This is a genomic window from Heterorhizobium halophytocola (genome assembly GCF_017873095.1).
In the GTDB taxonomy this organism is placed as follows: domain Bacteria; phylum Pseudomonadota; class Alphaproteobacteria; order Rhizobiales; family Rhizobiaceae; genus Allorhizobium; species Allorhizobium halophytocola.
In genome coordinates this window covers 149,549-165,412 of sequence record NZ_JAGGJU010000003.1, presented here as the reverse complement: position 1 = coordinate 165,412, position 15,864 = coordinate 149,549, and the positions used below count along the sequence as shown (strand labels likewise).

Annotated in this window: 13 protein-coding genes and 1 tRNA gene; 9 read left to right on the top strand and 5 right to left on the bottom strand. The window is 63.0% G+C overall.

From position 1 onward, the window contains the following. Positions 1-240: 240 nt before the first annotated feature. A complete protein-coding gene (locus tag J2Z17_RS06280) occupies positions 241-1,914 on the bottom strand; it encodes a phosphoethanolamine transferase (protein ID WP_245223907.1) in 1,674 nt (557 codons plus the stop codon). A gap of 282 nt (positions 1,915-2,196) precedes the next feature. Beyond that, a complete protein-coding gene (locus tag J2Z17_RS06275) occupies positions 2,197-2,481 on the bottom strand; it encodes a hypothetical protein (RefSeq protein WP_245223906.1) in 285 nt (94 codons plus the stop codon). 140 nt (positions 2,482-2,621) lie between these two features. Between J2Z17_RS06275 and J2Z17_RS06270 the strand changes: the two genes are divergently transcribed. Beyond that, positions 2,622-2,696: transfer RNA gene (locus J2Z17_RS06270), tRNA-Asn, on the top strand. Positions 2,697-3,133: 437 nt separating this feature from the next. Here the strand turns inward: J2Z17_RS06270 and J2Z17_RS06265 are convergent. Genes J2Z17_RS06265 through J2Z17_RS06255 form a run of 3 tightly spaced genes read right to left on the bottom strand, consistent with a single transcriptional unit; the run spans position 3,134 to position 6,492 of the window. Next, positions 3,134-3,940 (bottom strand): galactosyl transferase, encoded by an 807-nt coding sequence (locus J2Z17_RS06265; protein ID WP_209943246.1) that lies wholly within the window; start codon positions 3,938-3,940, stop codon positions 3,134-3,136. Between the two features lie 31 nt (positions 3,941-3,971). Beyond that, on the bottom strand, positions 3,972-4,970 hold the full coding sequence (locus J2Z17_RS06260) for a polysaccharide pyruvyl transferase family protein (protein ID WP_209943244.1): 999 nt from the start codon (positions 4,968-4,970) through the stop codon (positions 3,972-3,974). A 40-nt stretch (positions 4,971-5,010) separates the two neighbouring features. Further along, positions 5,011-6,492: a lipopolysaccharide biosynthesis protein gene (locus J2Z17_RS06255; protein WP_209943242.1), complete on the bottom strand. Its 1,482-nt coding sequence runs from the start codon at positions 6,490-6,492 to the stop codon at positions 5,011-5,013. 514 nt (positions 6,493-7,006) lie between these two features. Here J2Z17_RS06255 and J2Z17_RS06250 point away from each other — a divergent pair. The 8 genes from J2Z17_RS06250 to J2Z17_RS06215 all read left to right on the top strand — a co-directional run bounded on the left by J2Z17_RS06250 (position 7,007) and on the right by J2Z17_RS06215 (position 15,854). After that, positions 7,007-7,252 (top strand): DUF982 domain-containing protein, encoded by a 246-nt coding sequence (locus tag J2Z17_RS06250; protein ID WP_209943240.1) that lies wholly within the window; start codon positions 7,007-7,009, stop codon positions 7,250-7,252. A gap of 413 nt (positions 7,253-7,665) precedes the next feature. After that, on the top strand, positions 7,666-9,099 hold the full coding sequence (locus J2Z17_RS06245) for a cryptochrome/photolyase family protein (RefSeq protein WP_209943238.1): 1,434 nt from the start codon (positions 7,666-7,668) through the stop codon (positions 9,097-9,099). Between the two features lie 163 nt (positions 9,100-9,262). Then, positions 9,263-10,300 carry a cysteine synthase A gene (locus tag J2Z17_RS06240; protein ID WP_209943236.1) on the top strand — a complete coding sequence of 346 codons (1,038 nt, stop codon included), beginning with the start codon at positions 9,263-9,265 and terminating at the stop codon, positions 10,298-10,300. Between the two features lie 8 nt (positions 10,301-10,308). Then, positions 10,309-11,046, top strand: a complete 738-nt coding sequence (locus J2Z17_RS06235) for an alanyl-tRNA editing protein (protein WP_209943234.1) — start codon at positions 10,309-10,311, stop codon at positions 11,044-11,046. A gap of 34 nt (positions 11,047-11,080) precedes the next feature. After that, positions 11,081-12,514 carry a 3-mercaptopyruvate sulfurtransferase gene (gene sseA, locus J2Z17_RS06230; protein WP_209943232.1) on the top strand — a complete coding sequence of 478 codons (1,434 nt, stop codon included), beginning with the start codon at positions 11,081-11,083 and terminating at the stop codon, positions 12,512-12,514. A 129-nt stretch (positions 12,515-12,643) separates the two neighbouring features. After that, complete coding sequence (locus J2Z17_RS06225; RefSeq protein WP_209943230.1) at positions 12,644-13,117, top strand: DUF1203 domain-containing protein; 474 nt, start codon at positions 12,644-12,646, stop codon at positions 13,115-13,117. A 181-nt stretch (positions 13,118-13,298) separates the two neighbouring features. Further along, entirely contained in the window at positions 13,299-13,634 is a 336-nt protein-coding gene (locus tag J2Z17_RS06220) for a PilZ domain-containing protein (protein WP_209943228.1), read from the top strand. Positions 13,635-13,871: 237 nt separating this feature from the next. Then, the gene (locus tag J2Z17_RS06215) at positions 13,872-15,854 is read left to right on the top strand and encodes a bifunctional 2',3'-cyclic-nucleotide 2'-phosphodiesterase/3'-nucleotidase (RefSeq protein WP_209943226.1); all 1,983 of its coding nucleotides are present in this window, start codon (positions 13,872-13,874) and stop codon (positions 15,852-15,854) included. Positions 15,855-15,864: the final 10 nt, after the last annotated feature.

Here is a 15,864-nt window from a genome sequence, read left to right as displayed (position 1 = left end):
CTGGATCCAGCGCAAGCCCGATCCCGGACATTCCGGCAAGCATATCGCGGTCGTCGGGCGCTGCCAGCCCCCGAACGGTGGTTATTCCGGTTAAATCGTCTGCCATGACGTCCCCCACCCGTCCGACATGTCCCCTGGCATGGTCGATAACGAAAGCAATTGAGGGCGGGATCCGGCCGGAGAAGGGTAATCCGGCTATGTTATTGATCTTCGGATCCCGCGCCCCGCATGCGCCGGCGCTTACGACGTCTTCGACGTCCGGCAGGCGGTCACCAGATCCAGTTTCGGATCCCTTACCGAGGTTTCGACATGCATCAGGCCGAGCATGCTGTGGAAGACATTGTCCTGGGACTGCGGCTTTGCCGCCTCGGCCTTCAGGCAATCGGGGTCGAGCTTGGCCTTGGCCGTCGATCCGAACCAGAACAGGAACGGCACATGGGTCTGCTGCGGCGGCGCGATCATGTAGGGCGCGCCATGCAGGTAGACCCCGTATTCGCCGAGCGACTCGCCATGATCCGACAGATAGAGCAACGCCGGATCGAGCGTGCCCTGATGGGCGGACAGCCTGTCGATCACCCCGGCGACGAACTGATCGGTGGCGATGATCGTGTTGTCATAGGCGTTGATCAGCTCCTGCTGGCTGCATTTGGCAAGCTCGGGCGTGCGGCAGTCCGGCGTGAAACGCCGCTGGCTCTCGTCGTAGCGCTTGTAATAGGACGGGCCGTGGCTGCCGATCTGGTGGATCACCAGCACGGTGTCCTTCTTCACGTCCTTCAGGAAGCCGTCGAGCTCGTCGAGCATGATGGTGTCGCGGCACTCGCCTTCGACGCAGTAGCGCGGATCGTCCATCTTGAAGAAATCGCGCTCGCCGATCCGGTCGGCCTGCTGCTTGCTGCCGCTGTCATTGTCCCACCACACGACATCGACGCCGGCATGGCCCAGCACATCGACGAGGTTTTCCGTCGCAAGCGACTTGCTGTGCGAATATTGCTGCCTCGGATAGACCGAGAACATGCAGGGCACGGAGACGGCGGTCGCGGTGCCGCAGCTTGTCACCTCGGGGAAATAGAGGATGTCGCGCTTCGACAGTTCCGGATTGGTCTCGCGCTCGTAGCCGCCGAGCGAGAAGTTCTGGGCACGGCCGGTCTCGCCGACCACCAGCACCGTCAGGCGCGGCTTGCGCGCGGGCGCGCCGGCCGCTGCCGTGTTGCCGGCGCCCGGCGCGTCGGTCACATGCGCGTCCCGGCCGAGCGGCGCGGCAACGATATCGGCCTCCTCGCCGGTGTCGATCACATAGCCGACGATGGCGGCGATCGGAAAGACCGGGTTCAGCGTCGCAAACCAGTCCTTGTGGCCACGGATGCCGGCCGCATAGGCATTGAAGTTGAGGAAGGCGACGGCGGTGAAGACGCCGAGCAGCGGCAGTGCGACCGCAGCATTATAGAGCACCTTGCGGCCGAAGGTCCGGTGTTCCACCCGCACAAAGGCGATCAGCGCCGATGGCAGCAGGCCGAACAGCGCCACATAGCCCAGGAATTGGGGCGTCACCAGATTGTTGGCCTCGGCCGTGGTCGTATCGAAGGCGTTGCGGATCATCTCCTTGTCGATGATCACGCCGAAGGTGTTCATGAAATAGGCGGCGACCGCGCTGCCGATCACCATCACGATCAGAAACGGCTTGGTCACATACTTGACCGAGAAGGCGATGAACAGGCTGGTCAGGGCGGCGGCAAGACCGACGGCCAGGAGCGGCAGCGCTGCATGGCCGCCGACCAGATAGTCATATCCCTTCTTCCAGAACACGGAGTTCAAGACGAGCAGCACATAGAGCGCGGTGATCGCGCTGAGGGTGACGCTGCCGATCCGCGGCCGGCCAACCGTCCATCGCGCCGCATAAAAGTCCTGAATACTCAAAGGAAGATCCTTTCCATTCGTCGTCGGGCGAAGGAACGGCCGGGCCTGCGTCTGCTGCTCGCGGAAACATGCAGGTTCCGGCGAGGCGCGCATGAGCCCCTGCCCTCGGGAGACCGCAAATCGGTTCTCTCCCGTTCGCCACGCGATCGGCATGGCGCACCGACCTGACAGCCACCTGAACGCGGCCTGCAGCCGAGGCAAAAGCCAAGCTAATTCAGCAATCGCTCATCAACTTGGGTCGCGATGCGCGCCCAGTGCCGCTTTTTCTGGAGGATCTGGATATCAGTTTCCGGCAGCCGGCCGGTTGGATCCCCGGCGACGGCCCCACCACAAGGCCATCCGCCGGCGCAGACGCCGCACAGGCGCCAGATCCTGGCTGAGCAGCAGCAGGCCGAGCGGGATCATCCAGAAGCCGAGGATCGGCAGAAAGCCCAGGCAGCCGCCAAGGACGAGCAGCAGGCCGATAAGGATGCGGCCCGTGCGCGAGCGGGGAATGGGAAGATGAAAGCGGCCCACAACCAGGCGACCATTTTCGGTATCAACGCGGAAACGACTAGCCTTGGCCATGACCCTGCCCTGTGGATAACAGACTGAGGACATGGGGCGGAGGGCCCGGTCGGACAAGCGCAATGAATTTTTTTTGAAAAACGGCTTGGCAAATCGACCCAGCGTTTGTATTACCCCGCTCACGCCGCGACGAGCGGTGTTCCCTGGTAGCTCAGCGGTAGAGCACTCGACTGTTAATCGATAGGTCGTCGGTTCGAATCCGACCCGGGGAGCCAGATTTGAAAAAGGTCCGCTGCGATTGTCGCGCGGGCCTTTTTCTTTGCCCAGCCGGATCGACCCAATCGCCCTCCAATCAGCGGCATGCTGCTTGCCATTCTCGCCGTTTCGATCGCCTGGCAGGCCTGGAGGCGGCTGCGGCGCATGGCGGGATAAGATGAAGATTGCGCTCTGCCGGCTGGCAGGACCGGGCAAACTGTGCCAAAGAACGCGCGAACGCGAGCGCCGTAATTCTAGTACGGGTTCGGGCGGGCGATTGACGTCTCCCCCGCTGCGGCGAGATTACGTCGCCGTTCACGGCATGCATGGCACATGCGCCGTTCGCGTCCGGCGCGGCAGGATCCCCCTTCGCCCCTGCTGCCCCCCTGGCGCCGCAACACGGCAAAGGCCGGCACGCCCGGGGCGTACCGACCTTCAGAGTACGAGACGGCCTGCGTCAGGCTGCGCCGAAAAATTCCCGTCTGTGTTCGGCAGAGACCATTCTGAGCTTGGCCAGGTTCTTCAGCGCCTGCACCGGCCGTTTCAGCATGCCCTTGTTCAGGAAATACATCTCGATCAGGCTCGGTGCCCTGCTGTGCGAGCCCTTGTGGGCGACGCGGTAGACCGCGCCCCGGAACGGCAGAGAGCCGAGCGGCGCCCCGCGTTCGGCCAGGATCGGCCCGATCCGCACATGGCTGCCCAGCATGTCCTTGATCCAGTCGATCGACGCCGCCTCGGCCGTTTCCGGCAGGCCATAGAGATCGGAGCGCACGATCAGCGACGTCCCGCAATGGTGGCTGAACTGGTTGTGGCAGAGCAGCAGCGTGCCGCCATCGTCCCAGATATAGCCCTTGTCGATGGTCCAGCCGTTTCCGTCCTGGTGCTTCGACACATAGTCGACGATCTTCGCACTGACGAAATCGTCGTCATCGACCAGCATGAAGAAGCGGCTGTCGCGGGCGTCGAGCATGCCGGCAAGCACGCGCCGCCCCTTGTCGGCGCGGAACGAGTCGAGAAAATCCTCCTGCGTCGCATCCCCCCGCTCGTGGATGGTGTTCGGCGGGAACGTGACCCGGGTCACGGAGAACTTGTCCGGCAGGTCTGGAATGTCGGCGCCCTCATTGGCCACGACGATGCCGCGCCAGTCGGGATTGGTCTGGTTGGCGATCGACGCCATGGTCTGCGTCAGGTTCTGCTTGAGGACCGACCAGTCGCGGGCATTGTCCTGATGGCGCACCGGGATGATGAAGGTGACGAGGGTCATGCTGGCCTCCGGTCGTTGATGGCAAACAGGCTCAAGCCGGCACCCCGGCCCGCTCGCGCGCCCAGCGGATGCCGTCGTCGAGCGACGTCGCCTTGTAGGAAAGGTCGGTACCGCCAGAAAACGCGTTCATGAAACGGCGGATCTTGCCGTAATTGTTGTCGAGCACCGCATGCGGGCGGCCGATCAGCAGCGAGCAGATATGCACATGCAGCCGGTCGGTGACGATCGCTTCGCCGCGGGAAATCTGGCGAATGCCGCGCTGAAAACGGTTCTGCGCGGCCGCGTCCAGCTTGCGAAGGCGCATTTCCGAGGGTGTCAGATGCAGCAGGGCCGAAAACAGGCCCATCGCCTTGGCCCGGCGCACATCCATCTTGTTCTCGGTGATCCAGTCTTCCTTAGGAATGTCCGGATAGGCCGAAAAGTCGACCGCGCCCACCTGTTCCTGGTCCTGCCGGAGCATGGCCAGAACCGGCATTTGCGGCTTTTCCGGCTCGATCTTGCCGATGCAGAAGGCCATGTCGGGGCACAGGCGTACCTCGCAATCGAACTTGTCCTTGGAAAACTGGAAGGACTCCTCGTCGCGCACCAGAAGCACGAAATTCTTGTGCTTGCCGATGGCGCGCCGGCTCTGCTCCAGCCGCGCCTCGGACTTGTAGTGGATCGACTGCGGGAACTGGACGATCTGCCGGTCGGGATAGAGCTCCATCATCCGCTCGCGGAAATCCTGGTGGAAGACCCAGATATCGCCGAAATTGCCCCCGCCATGGATGAAGATCGGACCCGTGGGCGCGGCATTTGCCAGTTCGTCCGGCGAAAAATCGTCGGTCGTGCAGACATAGGCGGGCCGCTTGTTGAAGCGCGTCTGCAGATAGGCCATCTCGCCCAGCCAGATGGCGGAATCCCCGCAATTCTTGATGTCGGGAAAGTCGAGAATCGAAATCGGCGCATCGGGATCGACGAATGCCTTCAGGCAATCATGGGTCTGGTCCTGAAGCTTGGTGATGAGTTGGGCCTGCTGGACACCGGACATTGTACCTCTCTTTCGGCAATTCGAAGAATGAAGCCTGGGTTCAGGCGGGACTGACTTTCGACAGAACTTTGGATGCGATTTTGCGCACGTCGGTTTCCGGGCCGTTCGGCCGGTTCATGACGAGCCACAGGAAAAGACTGGTGCCGCAATAAAGCACCCCGCCGAGCGCCACGAGCACGCCAAGCTGGAGCACCAGGGCCATCTGCCCGGTCTCCGGGCCCATGTAGCGCTGGACGGCGGTCACCCCGGCCGCCATCACGGCGGAGCTGGCAAGCGCCCGGAAATTGGCAAACAGCTGGGCTGCGACCGACACATTGATGAACCGCTGGACCATGTACATGTTGACCAGCGCACCGAAGAGCCCCGTCGCCACGCGGCTGACGATCAGTCCGGGCAATCCCCAGAACACCAGCCCTATGGTGATGATCGGCACACGGACGAACAGCATCTGCGTGTCGCGCACGAACAGCGTGCGGGTGCGCCCGAGCGCCATGCCGAGCGGCTGGTTGAGCGAGCCCAGCGTCTGCAGGGCATAGACCGAGGCGAGCGCCTGGATGATGAAGATCACCGGCAGCCATTTTTCCCCCAGCACCAGCCGGACCAGCGGATCGGCGACCACCGCCATGCCGATACCGGCCGGCAGGGCGACCGCCGTCAGCAGCGCCTGGGTCCGCTGATAGGCGGCTGCCAGGCGCGGCGGGTCATGGCGGACATTGGAAAAGGCCGGATAGATGGTTGCCGTCAGCGGCGCCGTCGCCTCGCGGGTCGGCGTCTGCGCCAGCTGGCCGCCGAGCGAATAATAGCCGAGCGCCGCACCGTCGAGCAGCTTGCCGAGCAGCAGGTAGTCGAAACGCCAGTTGAGCTGGTTGACGATCTGGCCGGCGGTGATCCACACCGAAAACGAGAAGAACTCGCGCATGTGGGCATAGGTGACGCGCGGCCGGAACGGCATGACGAAATAGGAGGTGACAACATTGGTCAGCTGCATCACCAGCGTGCCGATCACCAGCGCCCAGTAGCTTTGCCAGATCATCGCGATGGTGACGGTGGCGATGAAGCCCGCCACCTTCTGCGCGACGTTCAGCACGAATTCCTGCCAGAAGATCAGGTCCCGCTGCAGCATGATGCGGCGCGGATTGGCCAGTCCGTTGATGAAGAATGTCAGGCTGAGGGCCAGAAGCACGCCGAACAGCCGCGGCTCGCCGTAAAGCGCTGCGGCAGGATAGGCGATGGCGGCAAACAGCAGGCTGAGAATCAGGCCGCGTGTCACCGCCAGCGTCCAGGCGGCGCTGAAATGGCTTTCCTGCGGATCCTCATGCCGGATCAGCGCCTCGTTCAGCGACAGCTCCGTCACCGTCATCACGATGGTCAGCATGGTGGTCGCAAGCGCCACCACGCCGAAATCCGACGGCATCAGATACCAGGCCAGGATGATCGTGCTGACGGTCGAGAGGCCGTTGACGATGATTCTGGAAAAGCTGACCCAGAGGCTGCCCTTGACCAGCCTGTCAGCGATGCTCATGAGCAGCCCCATCCATGGAATGGCGAGCAGATTTGAACGGCGTCATTCGGTAGCTACCCTTTTCCGTGCAAGTTCCCGCCCCTGTCGCAAGGGCCGGTGGTTGACCAGATCGGACCCGCGCAACTCCGCCGCGCGCAACCGCTTTCGTCTGTGGGATGCGCAAGGTCCGCCTTTTCGACAAGGACCATACGCATGCGCGTGTCACGCTTGGACCGCTGGTATCGAACCTGACTGCCAGCTCTCCTAAAGCCCTGATAAAACACAACAATCCTATGGAATGATCGCCTCAACTTTACGCATGAGATGGGCCATATCGCCCGGCAATCACCAGAATGAACCAACTACTTGGCCGCGAATGATGTCCGTTTTGTGGAGCCACGGCGGCAACTGTGGCGAGCACCACAGCTCATTTGCTGCAATGCACACTCTGTCAAAAAGCTGCAAAAAAGATAGTGTACTTTTTAGGGAACCCGTCTCCGTCACAGGCGTTGTTGCGGCCGGAGTACACAGAACCATGCCCCTCGACAGACCCCTGCCCTCACCACTTGCCCTTGTCATCAACGGCAGCCGCCACATCATCGGCTCGCTGCGCGAGGCCGCCTGGCTTCTCGCCGACGCCTGGCCCGATCCCGGCTGCGCCGGACTGCGCACCGCGCTTGCCGCCTGCGCCGCAGCACTCGAGGGACGCCTCTCGGTCGACGAGGCGCGCGCCATCATCCGCTCCGTCGCGGAAGGCTCCGGCATCGCGGTCGAGGGTTAAGACAATCCATGGGGATGAAAAAATGCCGCTGGACGACGTCATGTCGGCCGGCGGCCCTGGCTTGTCGGCGCGGCCCTCGGGAAGGCCGGCCATGGGCGATGATGGACGAACGGAAGAGCGGCACACTCCGCAACGCGGTCGATCATCCCCAGGGCAAACGAGCAAGCCGTCAACCGGTCGTCATGACCGCGCCCTTGAAGTACACTAACCTTATTGTCCGGAAAGTCTGTCTCCCGGCTTAAGAAATTCAGCGGCATTTGAGCGATCTCCACAATAATTCCTACCGCTTTTGCGACAAACCCGTCTATGCGACAATTCTGAATTGAATTGACGGCCACATGGTGGTTTCGAAGACCTGCCGGCCTAGATGTCGGGAACGAAGTACCGCAACGCCAACGGAGCCGCCGTCCCTCATGTCGACCGCCCCCCTTCTCTTATGGTTCCGCAAGGACCTGCGCCTTGCCGACAACCATGCGCTGGCCGCTGCCGTTGAAACCGGCCGCCCGGTCATCCCGGTCTATATCCGCGAACCCGGACATGACGGCAGCGGTCCGCTCGGTGGCGCGCAGGCGTGGTTCCTGCACCATTCGCTGGCCGCGCTCGACAAGGCGCTGAAACATGCCGGCAGCCGGCTGATCTGCAGAAGCGGCAAGGCGGGCGATGCGCTGTTTGCCCTGATCGAGGAGACCGGCGCCGATACCATCCACTGGAACCGGCGCTATGATCCGGCCGGCATGCAGCACGACAGCGCGTTGAAGACCGACCTGAAGAAGAACGGTCTGACCGTTGAGAGCTTTGCCGGGCACCTGATGCACGAGCCGTCGAAGCTGAAGACCAAGTCCGGCACGCCCTACAAGGTCTACACGCCCTTCTGGCGGGCGCTCGACGCAGACTATGATCCACCCGAGCCGGTTTCGGCACCGGACAAGATCAAGCACCCGCACAAATGGCCGGACAGCGAGACGCGCACCGACTGGGCGCTGCTGCCGACCAAACCCGACTGGGCGGCGGAGTTCTCCGATCTCTGGACGCCCGGCGAGGGCGGCGCGCACAAACGTCTCGAGCGCTTCCTGGATGAGGGGCTCGACCGCTACGAGACCGGCCGGGATTTTCCCGCCCGCGACGTCACGTCCGGCCTGTCGCCGCATCTGGCACTGGGCGAGATCTCGCCGGCAAGCATCTGGCATGCCACGCGCAATCTGGACCACGACCTGCGTGACGCCGTCGTCAAGTTCCGCAAGGAACTGGCCTGGCGCGATTTCTGCTATCACCTGCTCTATCATTTTCCCAAGCTCGACCGGGACAACTGGAACGACAAGTTCGACGACTTCCCCTGGGAGACGAACAGCAAGGCGTTCAAGGCCTGGACGAAGGGCGCGACCGGCTACCCGATCGTCGATGCCGGCATGCGCCAGCTCTGGCGCCACGGCATCATGCACAACCGCGTGCGGATGATCGCGGCCTCCTTCCTGATCAAGGACCTGATGATCGACTGGCGCCGCGGCGAGAGATGGTTCCGCGATACGCTCGTCGACGCCGATCCCGCCTCCAACGCCGCCAACTGGCAATGGGTGGCCGGCAGCGGCGCCGACGCCTCCCCCTTCTTCCGCATCTTCAACCCGGTGCTGCAGGGCGAGAAATTCGATCCGGACGGCGCCTATATCCGCGAATTCGTGCCGGAGCTCAAGGATCTGGAAAAGCGCTATATTCACAAGCCCTTCGAGGCACCCGCCGATGTTCTGAAGAAGGCCGGTGTCGAGCTCGGCAAGCATTACCCGAAGCCGATCGTCGATCACAAGCAGGCCCGCGACACGGCCCTCGGCGCCTACAAGAAGCTCAGCGGGTGACCGGGGCGGCCGGATCGGCGCTGTCGGTCGAGCTATCTGCGGGGCGGCAGGTCTAATTTTCCGCCGCTCGGCATTCTGGCAAAACACCATTTCTTGCCAATCACGGCTTGTGAACTGACAACTCGCTCCTTAATTTCCTGATGCAAGACAAGGCACGTTCCCCATGGCTTTTCATTCTTCGGTCCTCGACGCGATCGGCAATACGCCGCTCATCAAGCTTCAGGGCGCCTCGCAGGCGACCGGTTGCACCATTCTCGGCAAGGCGGAGTTTCTCAATCCCGGCCAGTCGGTCAAGGATCGCGCCGCGCTCTACATCATCCGCGATGCCGAGAAGAAGGGCCTGCTGAAACCCGGCGGCGTCATCGTCGAGGGCACCGCCGGCAATACCGGCATCGGCCTGACACTGGTCGCCAAGGCGCTCGGCTACCGCACCGTCATCGTCATCCCGGAAACCCAGAGCCAGGAAAAGAAGGATGCCCTTCGCCTGCTCGGCGCCGAACTGGTCGAGGTGCCGGCCGTTCCCTACAAGAACCCGAACAATTACGTGAAGCTGTCGGGCCGCCTTGCCGAGCAGCTGGCAAAGAGCGAGCCGAACGGTGCGATCTGGGCCAACCAGTTCGACAATGTCGTCAACCGTCAGGCGCATGTCGAAACCACGGCCAGGGAAATCTTCGCGCAGACCGACGGCAAGGTCGACGGCTTCATCTGCGCCGTCGGATCGGGCGGCACGCTGGCCGGCACGGCCGAGGGCCTGCGCGCGCTGAAGCCGGGGGTCAAGATCGGGCTTGCCGATCCGGATGGCGCAGCACTCTATGAATTCTACACGCATGGCGAACTGAAGTCGTCGGGCTCGTCAATCACGGAAGGCATCGGCCAGGGCCGTATCACCGCCAATCTCCAAGGCTTCACCCCGGACTTTGCCTATAACATCCCGGATGCCGAGGCGCTGCCGGCGATCTTCGACCTGATCGAGAACGAGGGGCTCTGCCTTGGCGGCTCCAGCGGCATCAACATTGCCGGCGCCGTGCGTCTCGCCAAGGATCTCGGGCCGGGCCACACCGTCGTCACCATCCTTTGCGACTACGGCAACCGCTACCAGTCGAAACTGTTCAACCCCGACTTCCTGACGTCGAAGAACCTGCCGGTGCCCGGCTGGCTGACCACGCGCCCGGATTTCAAGATCCCATACGAAACCGTCTGAGAGACCCGATGAGCGAACCGACCACTGCCCTTTTCCGCGACGACTTCTATCTGGCGACGGCGGAGGGCGTGGTCACAGCCGTGCATGAGGACGGCTCGGTGGAACTCGACCAGACGCCGTTCTATGCGGCGTCCGGCGGCCAGCCCGGCGACACCGGCTTTTTCGAACGGGCCGATGGCTCCCGGATCATGCTCGGGGAAACCCGCAATGGCGAGACCAAGGCCGTCATCCTGCACAAGCCGATCGAGGGGCAAGCCGTCCCCGCGGTCGGTGAAGAACTGACGCTGCATATCGACTGGCCCCGCCGCTACAAGCTGATGCGGATGCACACCGCCTGCCATCTGCTCTCCGTCGTCGTGCCCTATCCGATCACCGGCGCGGCGGTCGGCGAGGACGAAAGCCGGGTGGATTTCGACATGTCGGAGACCATCGACAAGGATCAGGTCACCGCCGACCTGATGGCCCTCGTCGCGGCCAACCATCCGATCTACCTGCAATGGATCACCGACGCGGAACTGGCCGCCAATCCGGGCATCATCAAATCGAAAAATGTTCGTCCGCCGGTCGGCATGGGTCGAGTCTCGCTCGTCTGCATCGGCGAGGACTCTTCCGTTGACAGTCAGCCCTGCGGTGGCACACATGTGTCTGAGACCCAGGAGGTCGGCCCGATTCACATCGGAAAAATCGAAAAAAAGGGCAAGGAGAACCGCCGCTTCCGGATCCGTTTCGGAGATGCGCCGACTTAAAGCAGCCCGTAACAAAAGACAGGGAGTTCTGTGGATGGCTGGAGAACAGAGCCGCTTCGTCGTGTCCGCCGACTGGGTCCAGCAGCAATTGGGCGCCGACGGCTTCAAGCTCATCGATGCCTCCTGGTACCTGCCCGCGCACCAGCGCGACGCCAAGGCGGAGTATGAAGGCGGCCACGTGCCCGGCGCCGTGTTCTTCGACCAGGACGAGATCGTCGACCATACGACCGGCCTGCCCCATTCCCTCCCCGCCCCGGATTTCTTCGCCGCCGAAGTCGGCAAGCTCGGCATCAGCGCCACCGACCTGATCGTCGTCTATGACGGCCCCGGCTTCTTCTCGGCGCCGCGCGTCTGGTGGATGCTGCGCGTCATGGGCGCCGAAAACGTCTACATCCTCGACGGCGGGCTCGACGGCTGGAAGGCGGAGAGCCGACCGGTCGAGACCGGCACGACAAGGCCCGAACCGGCCGTCTTCACCCCCCGCTTCGACGCCCGGCGCGTCACCAGCTTCCACGAGATGAGCGCGATTGCCGGCAACGGCGAAAAGCAGATTGCCGATGCGCGGCCGGCCGGTCGCTTTACCGGCGAGGAGCCCGAACCGCGTGCCGGCATGCGCTCCGGTCACATGCCGGGCGCCCGAAGCGTGCCGGCGCTATCGCTGTCGGAAAACGGCCACCTGAAGGACCTGACGACGCTGCGCACCGTCCTGACCGAGGCCGGCATCGACCTGCGCAAGCCCGTCGTCACCAGCTGCGGTTCCGGCGTCACCGCCGCCGTCATCACCCTGGCCCTCGATTCGCTCGGCCATTCCGACAATTCGCTCTATGACGGCTCCTGGTCGGAATGGGGTTCCAAGGCAGAGACTGCGATCGACACCGGCCCGGCGGCTGCCGTCGCGCCGGCGCAGCAAAACCATCTCACCGCCCATGTGACACTGCTGGAGATGACCGCCGCACCGAAGGCGAGCATGCCGGTTCCGGTCAATATCCATACAGCGATCATGCGCGCGACCGAGATCCCGCTGCCCTTCTATCGCTATCTGCAGCGCCAGGTCGGCGCCCGCTGGCACTGGTTCGAGCGCCTCAGGATGAACGACGAGGCGCTGAAGGCGATCATCCACGATCCGAAGGTCACGATCTCGGTCCTGCATGTCAACGGCGCGCCCGCCGGCTTCTACGAGTTCCGCGAACTGGACGGCGAGACGATCGAGCTGTCCTATTTCGGCCTGATGGAACACGCGCTCGGCCTTGGCATCGGCAAATGGTTCCTGCTGCAGGCGCTCTATGCCGTCTGGCAGTCCAATCCGAAAAAGGTGACGGTCAGCACCAATACGCTCGACCATCCCCGGGCGTTGCAGCTCTACCAGCGCTACGGCTTCTCTCCGGTCGAGACCTATGACGCGCTGGTCGAACCGCTGGCCGAGGAAGAGCTGCTGCAGATCATCCGCCGCGACACGCCGGGTCTTTAGACCAGACGGGGTTCCGGCGAGAACCAGCCGGCGAGAACCAGCCGGCCAGAATCAGCCGGCAAGAATCGGGTGGCCGCGTGCCGCGCTGCCGCCGATAATCGGGCTCCTGCCATCCTTTGGAGCCCGTCCATGGCCAATATCCGCTTTGAAGCCCTGCCGACCGAAACCGCTCGCGCTTATCAGAACGGCGCGCCCGACGCCTATGGCAACCCGCCGGAGCGGAAGATTTCCGACGGCCAGGGCGTGCCCTGCCGCCACTGCCTGCGCCAGGTCGCCGGCGGCGATCCCTATCTCGTTTTGGCACACCGTCCGTTTTCCGCGCTGCAGCCCTATGCCGAGACCGGGCCGATCTTCCTGCATGCCGAAGCCTGCGAACGTCACGTGCCCGGATCCGAGTTGCCGCCGGTCCTGCAGGATAGCCCCGATTTCATCCTGCGCGGCTATGGCGCCGACGAGCGGATCGTCTATGGAACCGGCGGGGTGATCCCGATTGCCCGGATCGCCGGGCGTGCAGCCCACCTGCTGGACCAGGGCGACGTCGCCTATGTGCATGTCCGTTCGGCCCGCAACAATTGCTACCAGTGCCGGATCGAGCGCGACTGACGGCGGGCCTAGGCTGGGCCTTCGGGGGTGGAGCATCGCCGCCCGAAGCCCGGCATGGACTGTGTCATTTCGGGGCTTTTTTCAGAAAAATGAGAATATCGAAAAATTTATGCATTCCGGTAACCGGAACATAGTCTGACATACGTATAGTAAGCATGCATCCAACATTCAAGGGATCGTCATGCAACACCAACTCGATATTAAAACTCGCGCAGCGAAGCGGGAAAGATGCCGGCTTGATGTCGAAGTTCACTACTTCAACCAACAGGCTGCGGCCCGTGTTGTGGACCTGTCCGAACACGGCCTGGCGCTGGACCTCGCCGCGCCCCTGCCGGCGGCGAAAGGCAGCAGCATCCGTATTACAAACCCTGAGCTGGGCGTGCTGGAAGGCACCGTCCAGTGGAGCCACCGCCACCGGCTCGGCGTGAAGTTCAAGACAAGCTCGAACAGCAGCGCGCAGGTCAATTCATATTTTCGATTTTTTCATGCGGAGATCCGCCCCGTTCTGGTGCGCTGAGCACCACCCCCCTGAACGGCCGATATCTTCCGAAACTGCGAACTACCCTTGGGTGACCATGACGGGTGCCCACATTTTTGCCGGTGCAGCGAGACGATGAAAGTCCCGCGGCCGGTTTTTTTGTGCGTTGTCGCGCATGGGGGCGCCATTGTACATCTTCATGTCATTTTCCGGATGCACTGCTGCCAAATCGATTTTAAACTCCGCGGCTAATTAGGTTCTGCGAAGGAGCATTTCATGACCTCTCTCATTCTCCCCATGACGCGGCGATCGCTTCTTGGCGGAATTGCCGCCACCTCGGCGATCGTCCTGGTCCATCCGTTTTCGGCCAAGGCGGCACCGAACCAGGCGCATCTGAGGTTGATGGAAACCACCGACATCCACGTCAACGTGATGCCCTACGACTATTACGCCGACAAGCCGAACGACACGCTGGGCCTGGCGCGCACCGCCTCGATCATCGACGGCATCCGCGCGGAGGCGAAGAACTCCATGCTGCTCGACAACGGCGACCTTTTGCAGGGCAATCCGATGGGCGACTACATGGCCTACAAGAAGGGCATGAAGGAAGGCGACCTGCATCCGGTGATGAAGGCGATGAACGTGCTCGGCTATGATTGCGGCACGCTCGGCAATCACGAGTTCAATTACGGCCTCGACTTCATGTTCAACACCCTGAAGGGAGCGAATTTCCCGATCGTCTGCGCCAACCTGACCAAGGGCAAGCTGGCCGAGGATCCGAAGAAGGACGAGCTGTTCTTCAGCCCCTATGTGATCGTCAACAAGACGATCCGCGACGGCGCCGACCAGATGCACGAGATCAAGGTCGGCATCATCGGCTTCGTGCCGCCGCAGATCATGGTCTGGGATGCCAAGAACCTCGAAGGCAAGGCGCAGACCCGCGACATCGTCGAGACGGCCAAGGCCTGGGTTCCGGTGATGAAGGAAGACGGTGCCGACATCGTCATCGCGCTCTCCCATTCCGGCATCGACGGCTCCGGTCAGACGGATCGGATGGAAAACGCCTCGCTCTATCTCGCCGGCGTCGACGGCATCGATGCCGTGTTCACCGGTCACCAGCATCTGGTCTTTCCCGGCCCGAAGGATTTCGTCGGCGTGCCCGGCGCCGATGCCGCGCGCGGCACGCTGCTCGGCAAGCCGGCCGTCATGGCCGGTTTCTGGGGCTCGCATATGGGCCTGATCGACCTGCTTCTGGAGCGCGACGGCTCGAAGTGGAAGGTGGCCGACTTCACCACCGAGGCGCGCCCGATCTATCACCGCGACGAAAACAAGAAGGTCGTGGCCGACGTCCAGAGCAAGCAGCAGGTCGTCGATGCGGTGAAGTCCGAGCATGATGCGACGCTCGAATATGTCCGCACCCCCGTCGGCAAGACCTCGGCGCCGCTCTATTCCTATTTTGCGCTGGTGGCCGACGATCCCTCCGTGCAGATCGTCTCCAACGCGCAGAGCTGGTACATCAAGGACATGCTGAAGGAAGGCCAGTACAAGGACTTCGCCGTGCTGTCGGCCGCAGCGCCGTTCAAGGCCGGCGGCCGTGGCGGCCCGGACTATTATACCGACGTGCCGGCCGGCGACATCGCCATCAAGAACGTCGCCGACCTCTATCTCTATCCGAACACCGTGCAGGCCGTGCTGATCACCGGCGAACAGGTGAAGAACTGGCTCGAAATGTCGGCCGGCATGTTCCTGCAGGTCGAGGAAGGCGCCAAGGACGCGCCACTGCTCAACCCCGACTTCCCGTCCTATAATTACGACGTGATTGATGGGGTGACCTACGAGATCGACCTGTCCAAGCCGGCGCGCTACGACAAGGACGGCAAGGCCGTCAATCCGGACTCGAGCCGTATCGTCAACCTGCAGTTCGGCGGCAAGCCGATCGACCCGGCGCAGAAATTCGTCGTCGCGACGAACAATTACCGCGCCGGCGGCGGCGGCAATTTCCCAGAGATCGCGGCCGACAAGGTGATCTTCGTCGCCCCCGACACCAATCGCGACGTCATCGTCCGCTATATCGTCGACCAGGGCACGATCAATCCCTCGGCGGATGCCAACTGGAAATTCATGCCGCTCGCCGGCACCACCGCCGTGTTCGAGACAGGCCCCAAGGGCCGCGACTATGCCAGCGCCGTCAAGGGCGCCAAGATCGAGGACGACGGGGACGGCGAAGGCGGCTTTGCCAAGTACCGGCTGGTTCTCTGAGCCGCAGCGC

Coding starts and splice junctions, on each gene's coding strand:
- J2Z17_RS06265 (WP_209943246.1), bottom strand. CDS start 3,940: ATGACCCTCGTCACCTTCATCATCCCGGTGCGCCATCAGGACAATGCC.
- J2Z17_RS06275 (WP_245223906.1), bottom strand. CDS start 2,481: ATGGCCAAGGCTAGTCGTTTCCGCGTTGATACCGAAAATGGTCGCCTG.
- J2Z17_RS06235 (WP_209943234.1), top strand. CDS start 10,309: ATGAGCGAACCGACCACTGCCCTTTTCCGCGACGACTTCTATCTGGCG.
- sseA (WP_209943232.1), top strand. CDS start 11,081: ATGGCTGGAGAACAGAGCCGCTTCGTCGTGTCCGCCGACTGGGTCCAG.
- J2Z17_RS06225 (WP_209943230.1), top strand. CDS start 12,644: ATGGCCAATATCCGCTTTGAAGCCCTGCCGACCGAAACCGCTCGCGCT.
- J2Z17_RS06250 (WP_209943240.1), top strand. CDS start 7,007: ATGCCCCTCGACAGACCCCTGCCCTCACCACTTGCCCTTGTCATCAAC.
- J2Z17_RS06260 (WP_209943244.1), bottom strand. CDS start 4,970: ATGTCCGGTGTCCAGCAGGCCCAACTCATCACCAAGCTTCAGGACCAG.
- J2Z17_RS06240 (WP_209943236.1), top strand. CDS start 9,263: ATGGCTTTTCATTCTTCGGTCCTCGACGCGATCGGCAATACGCCGCTC.
- J2Z17_RS06255 (WP_209943242.1), bottom strand. CDS start 6,492: ATGAGCATCGCTGACAGGCTGGTCAAGGGCAGCCTCTGGGTCAGCTTT.
- J2Z17_RS06220 (WP_209943228.1), top strand. CDS start 13,299: ATGCAACACCAACTCGATATTAAAACTCGCGCAGCGAAGCGGGAAAGA.
- J2Z17_RS06245 (WP_209943238.1), top strand. CDS start 7,666: ATGTCGACCGCCCCCCTTCTCTTATGGTTCCGCAAGGACCTGCGCCTT.
- J2Z17_RS06215 (WP_209943226.1), top strand. CDS start 13,872: ATGACCTCTCTCATTCTCCCCATGACGCGGCGATCGCTTCTTGGCGGA.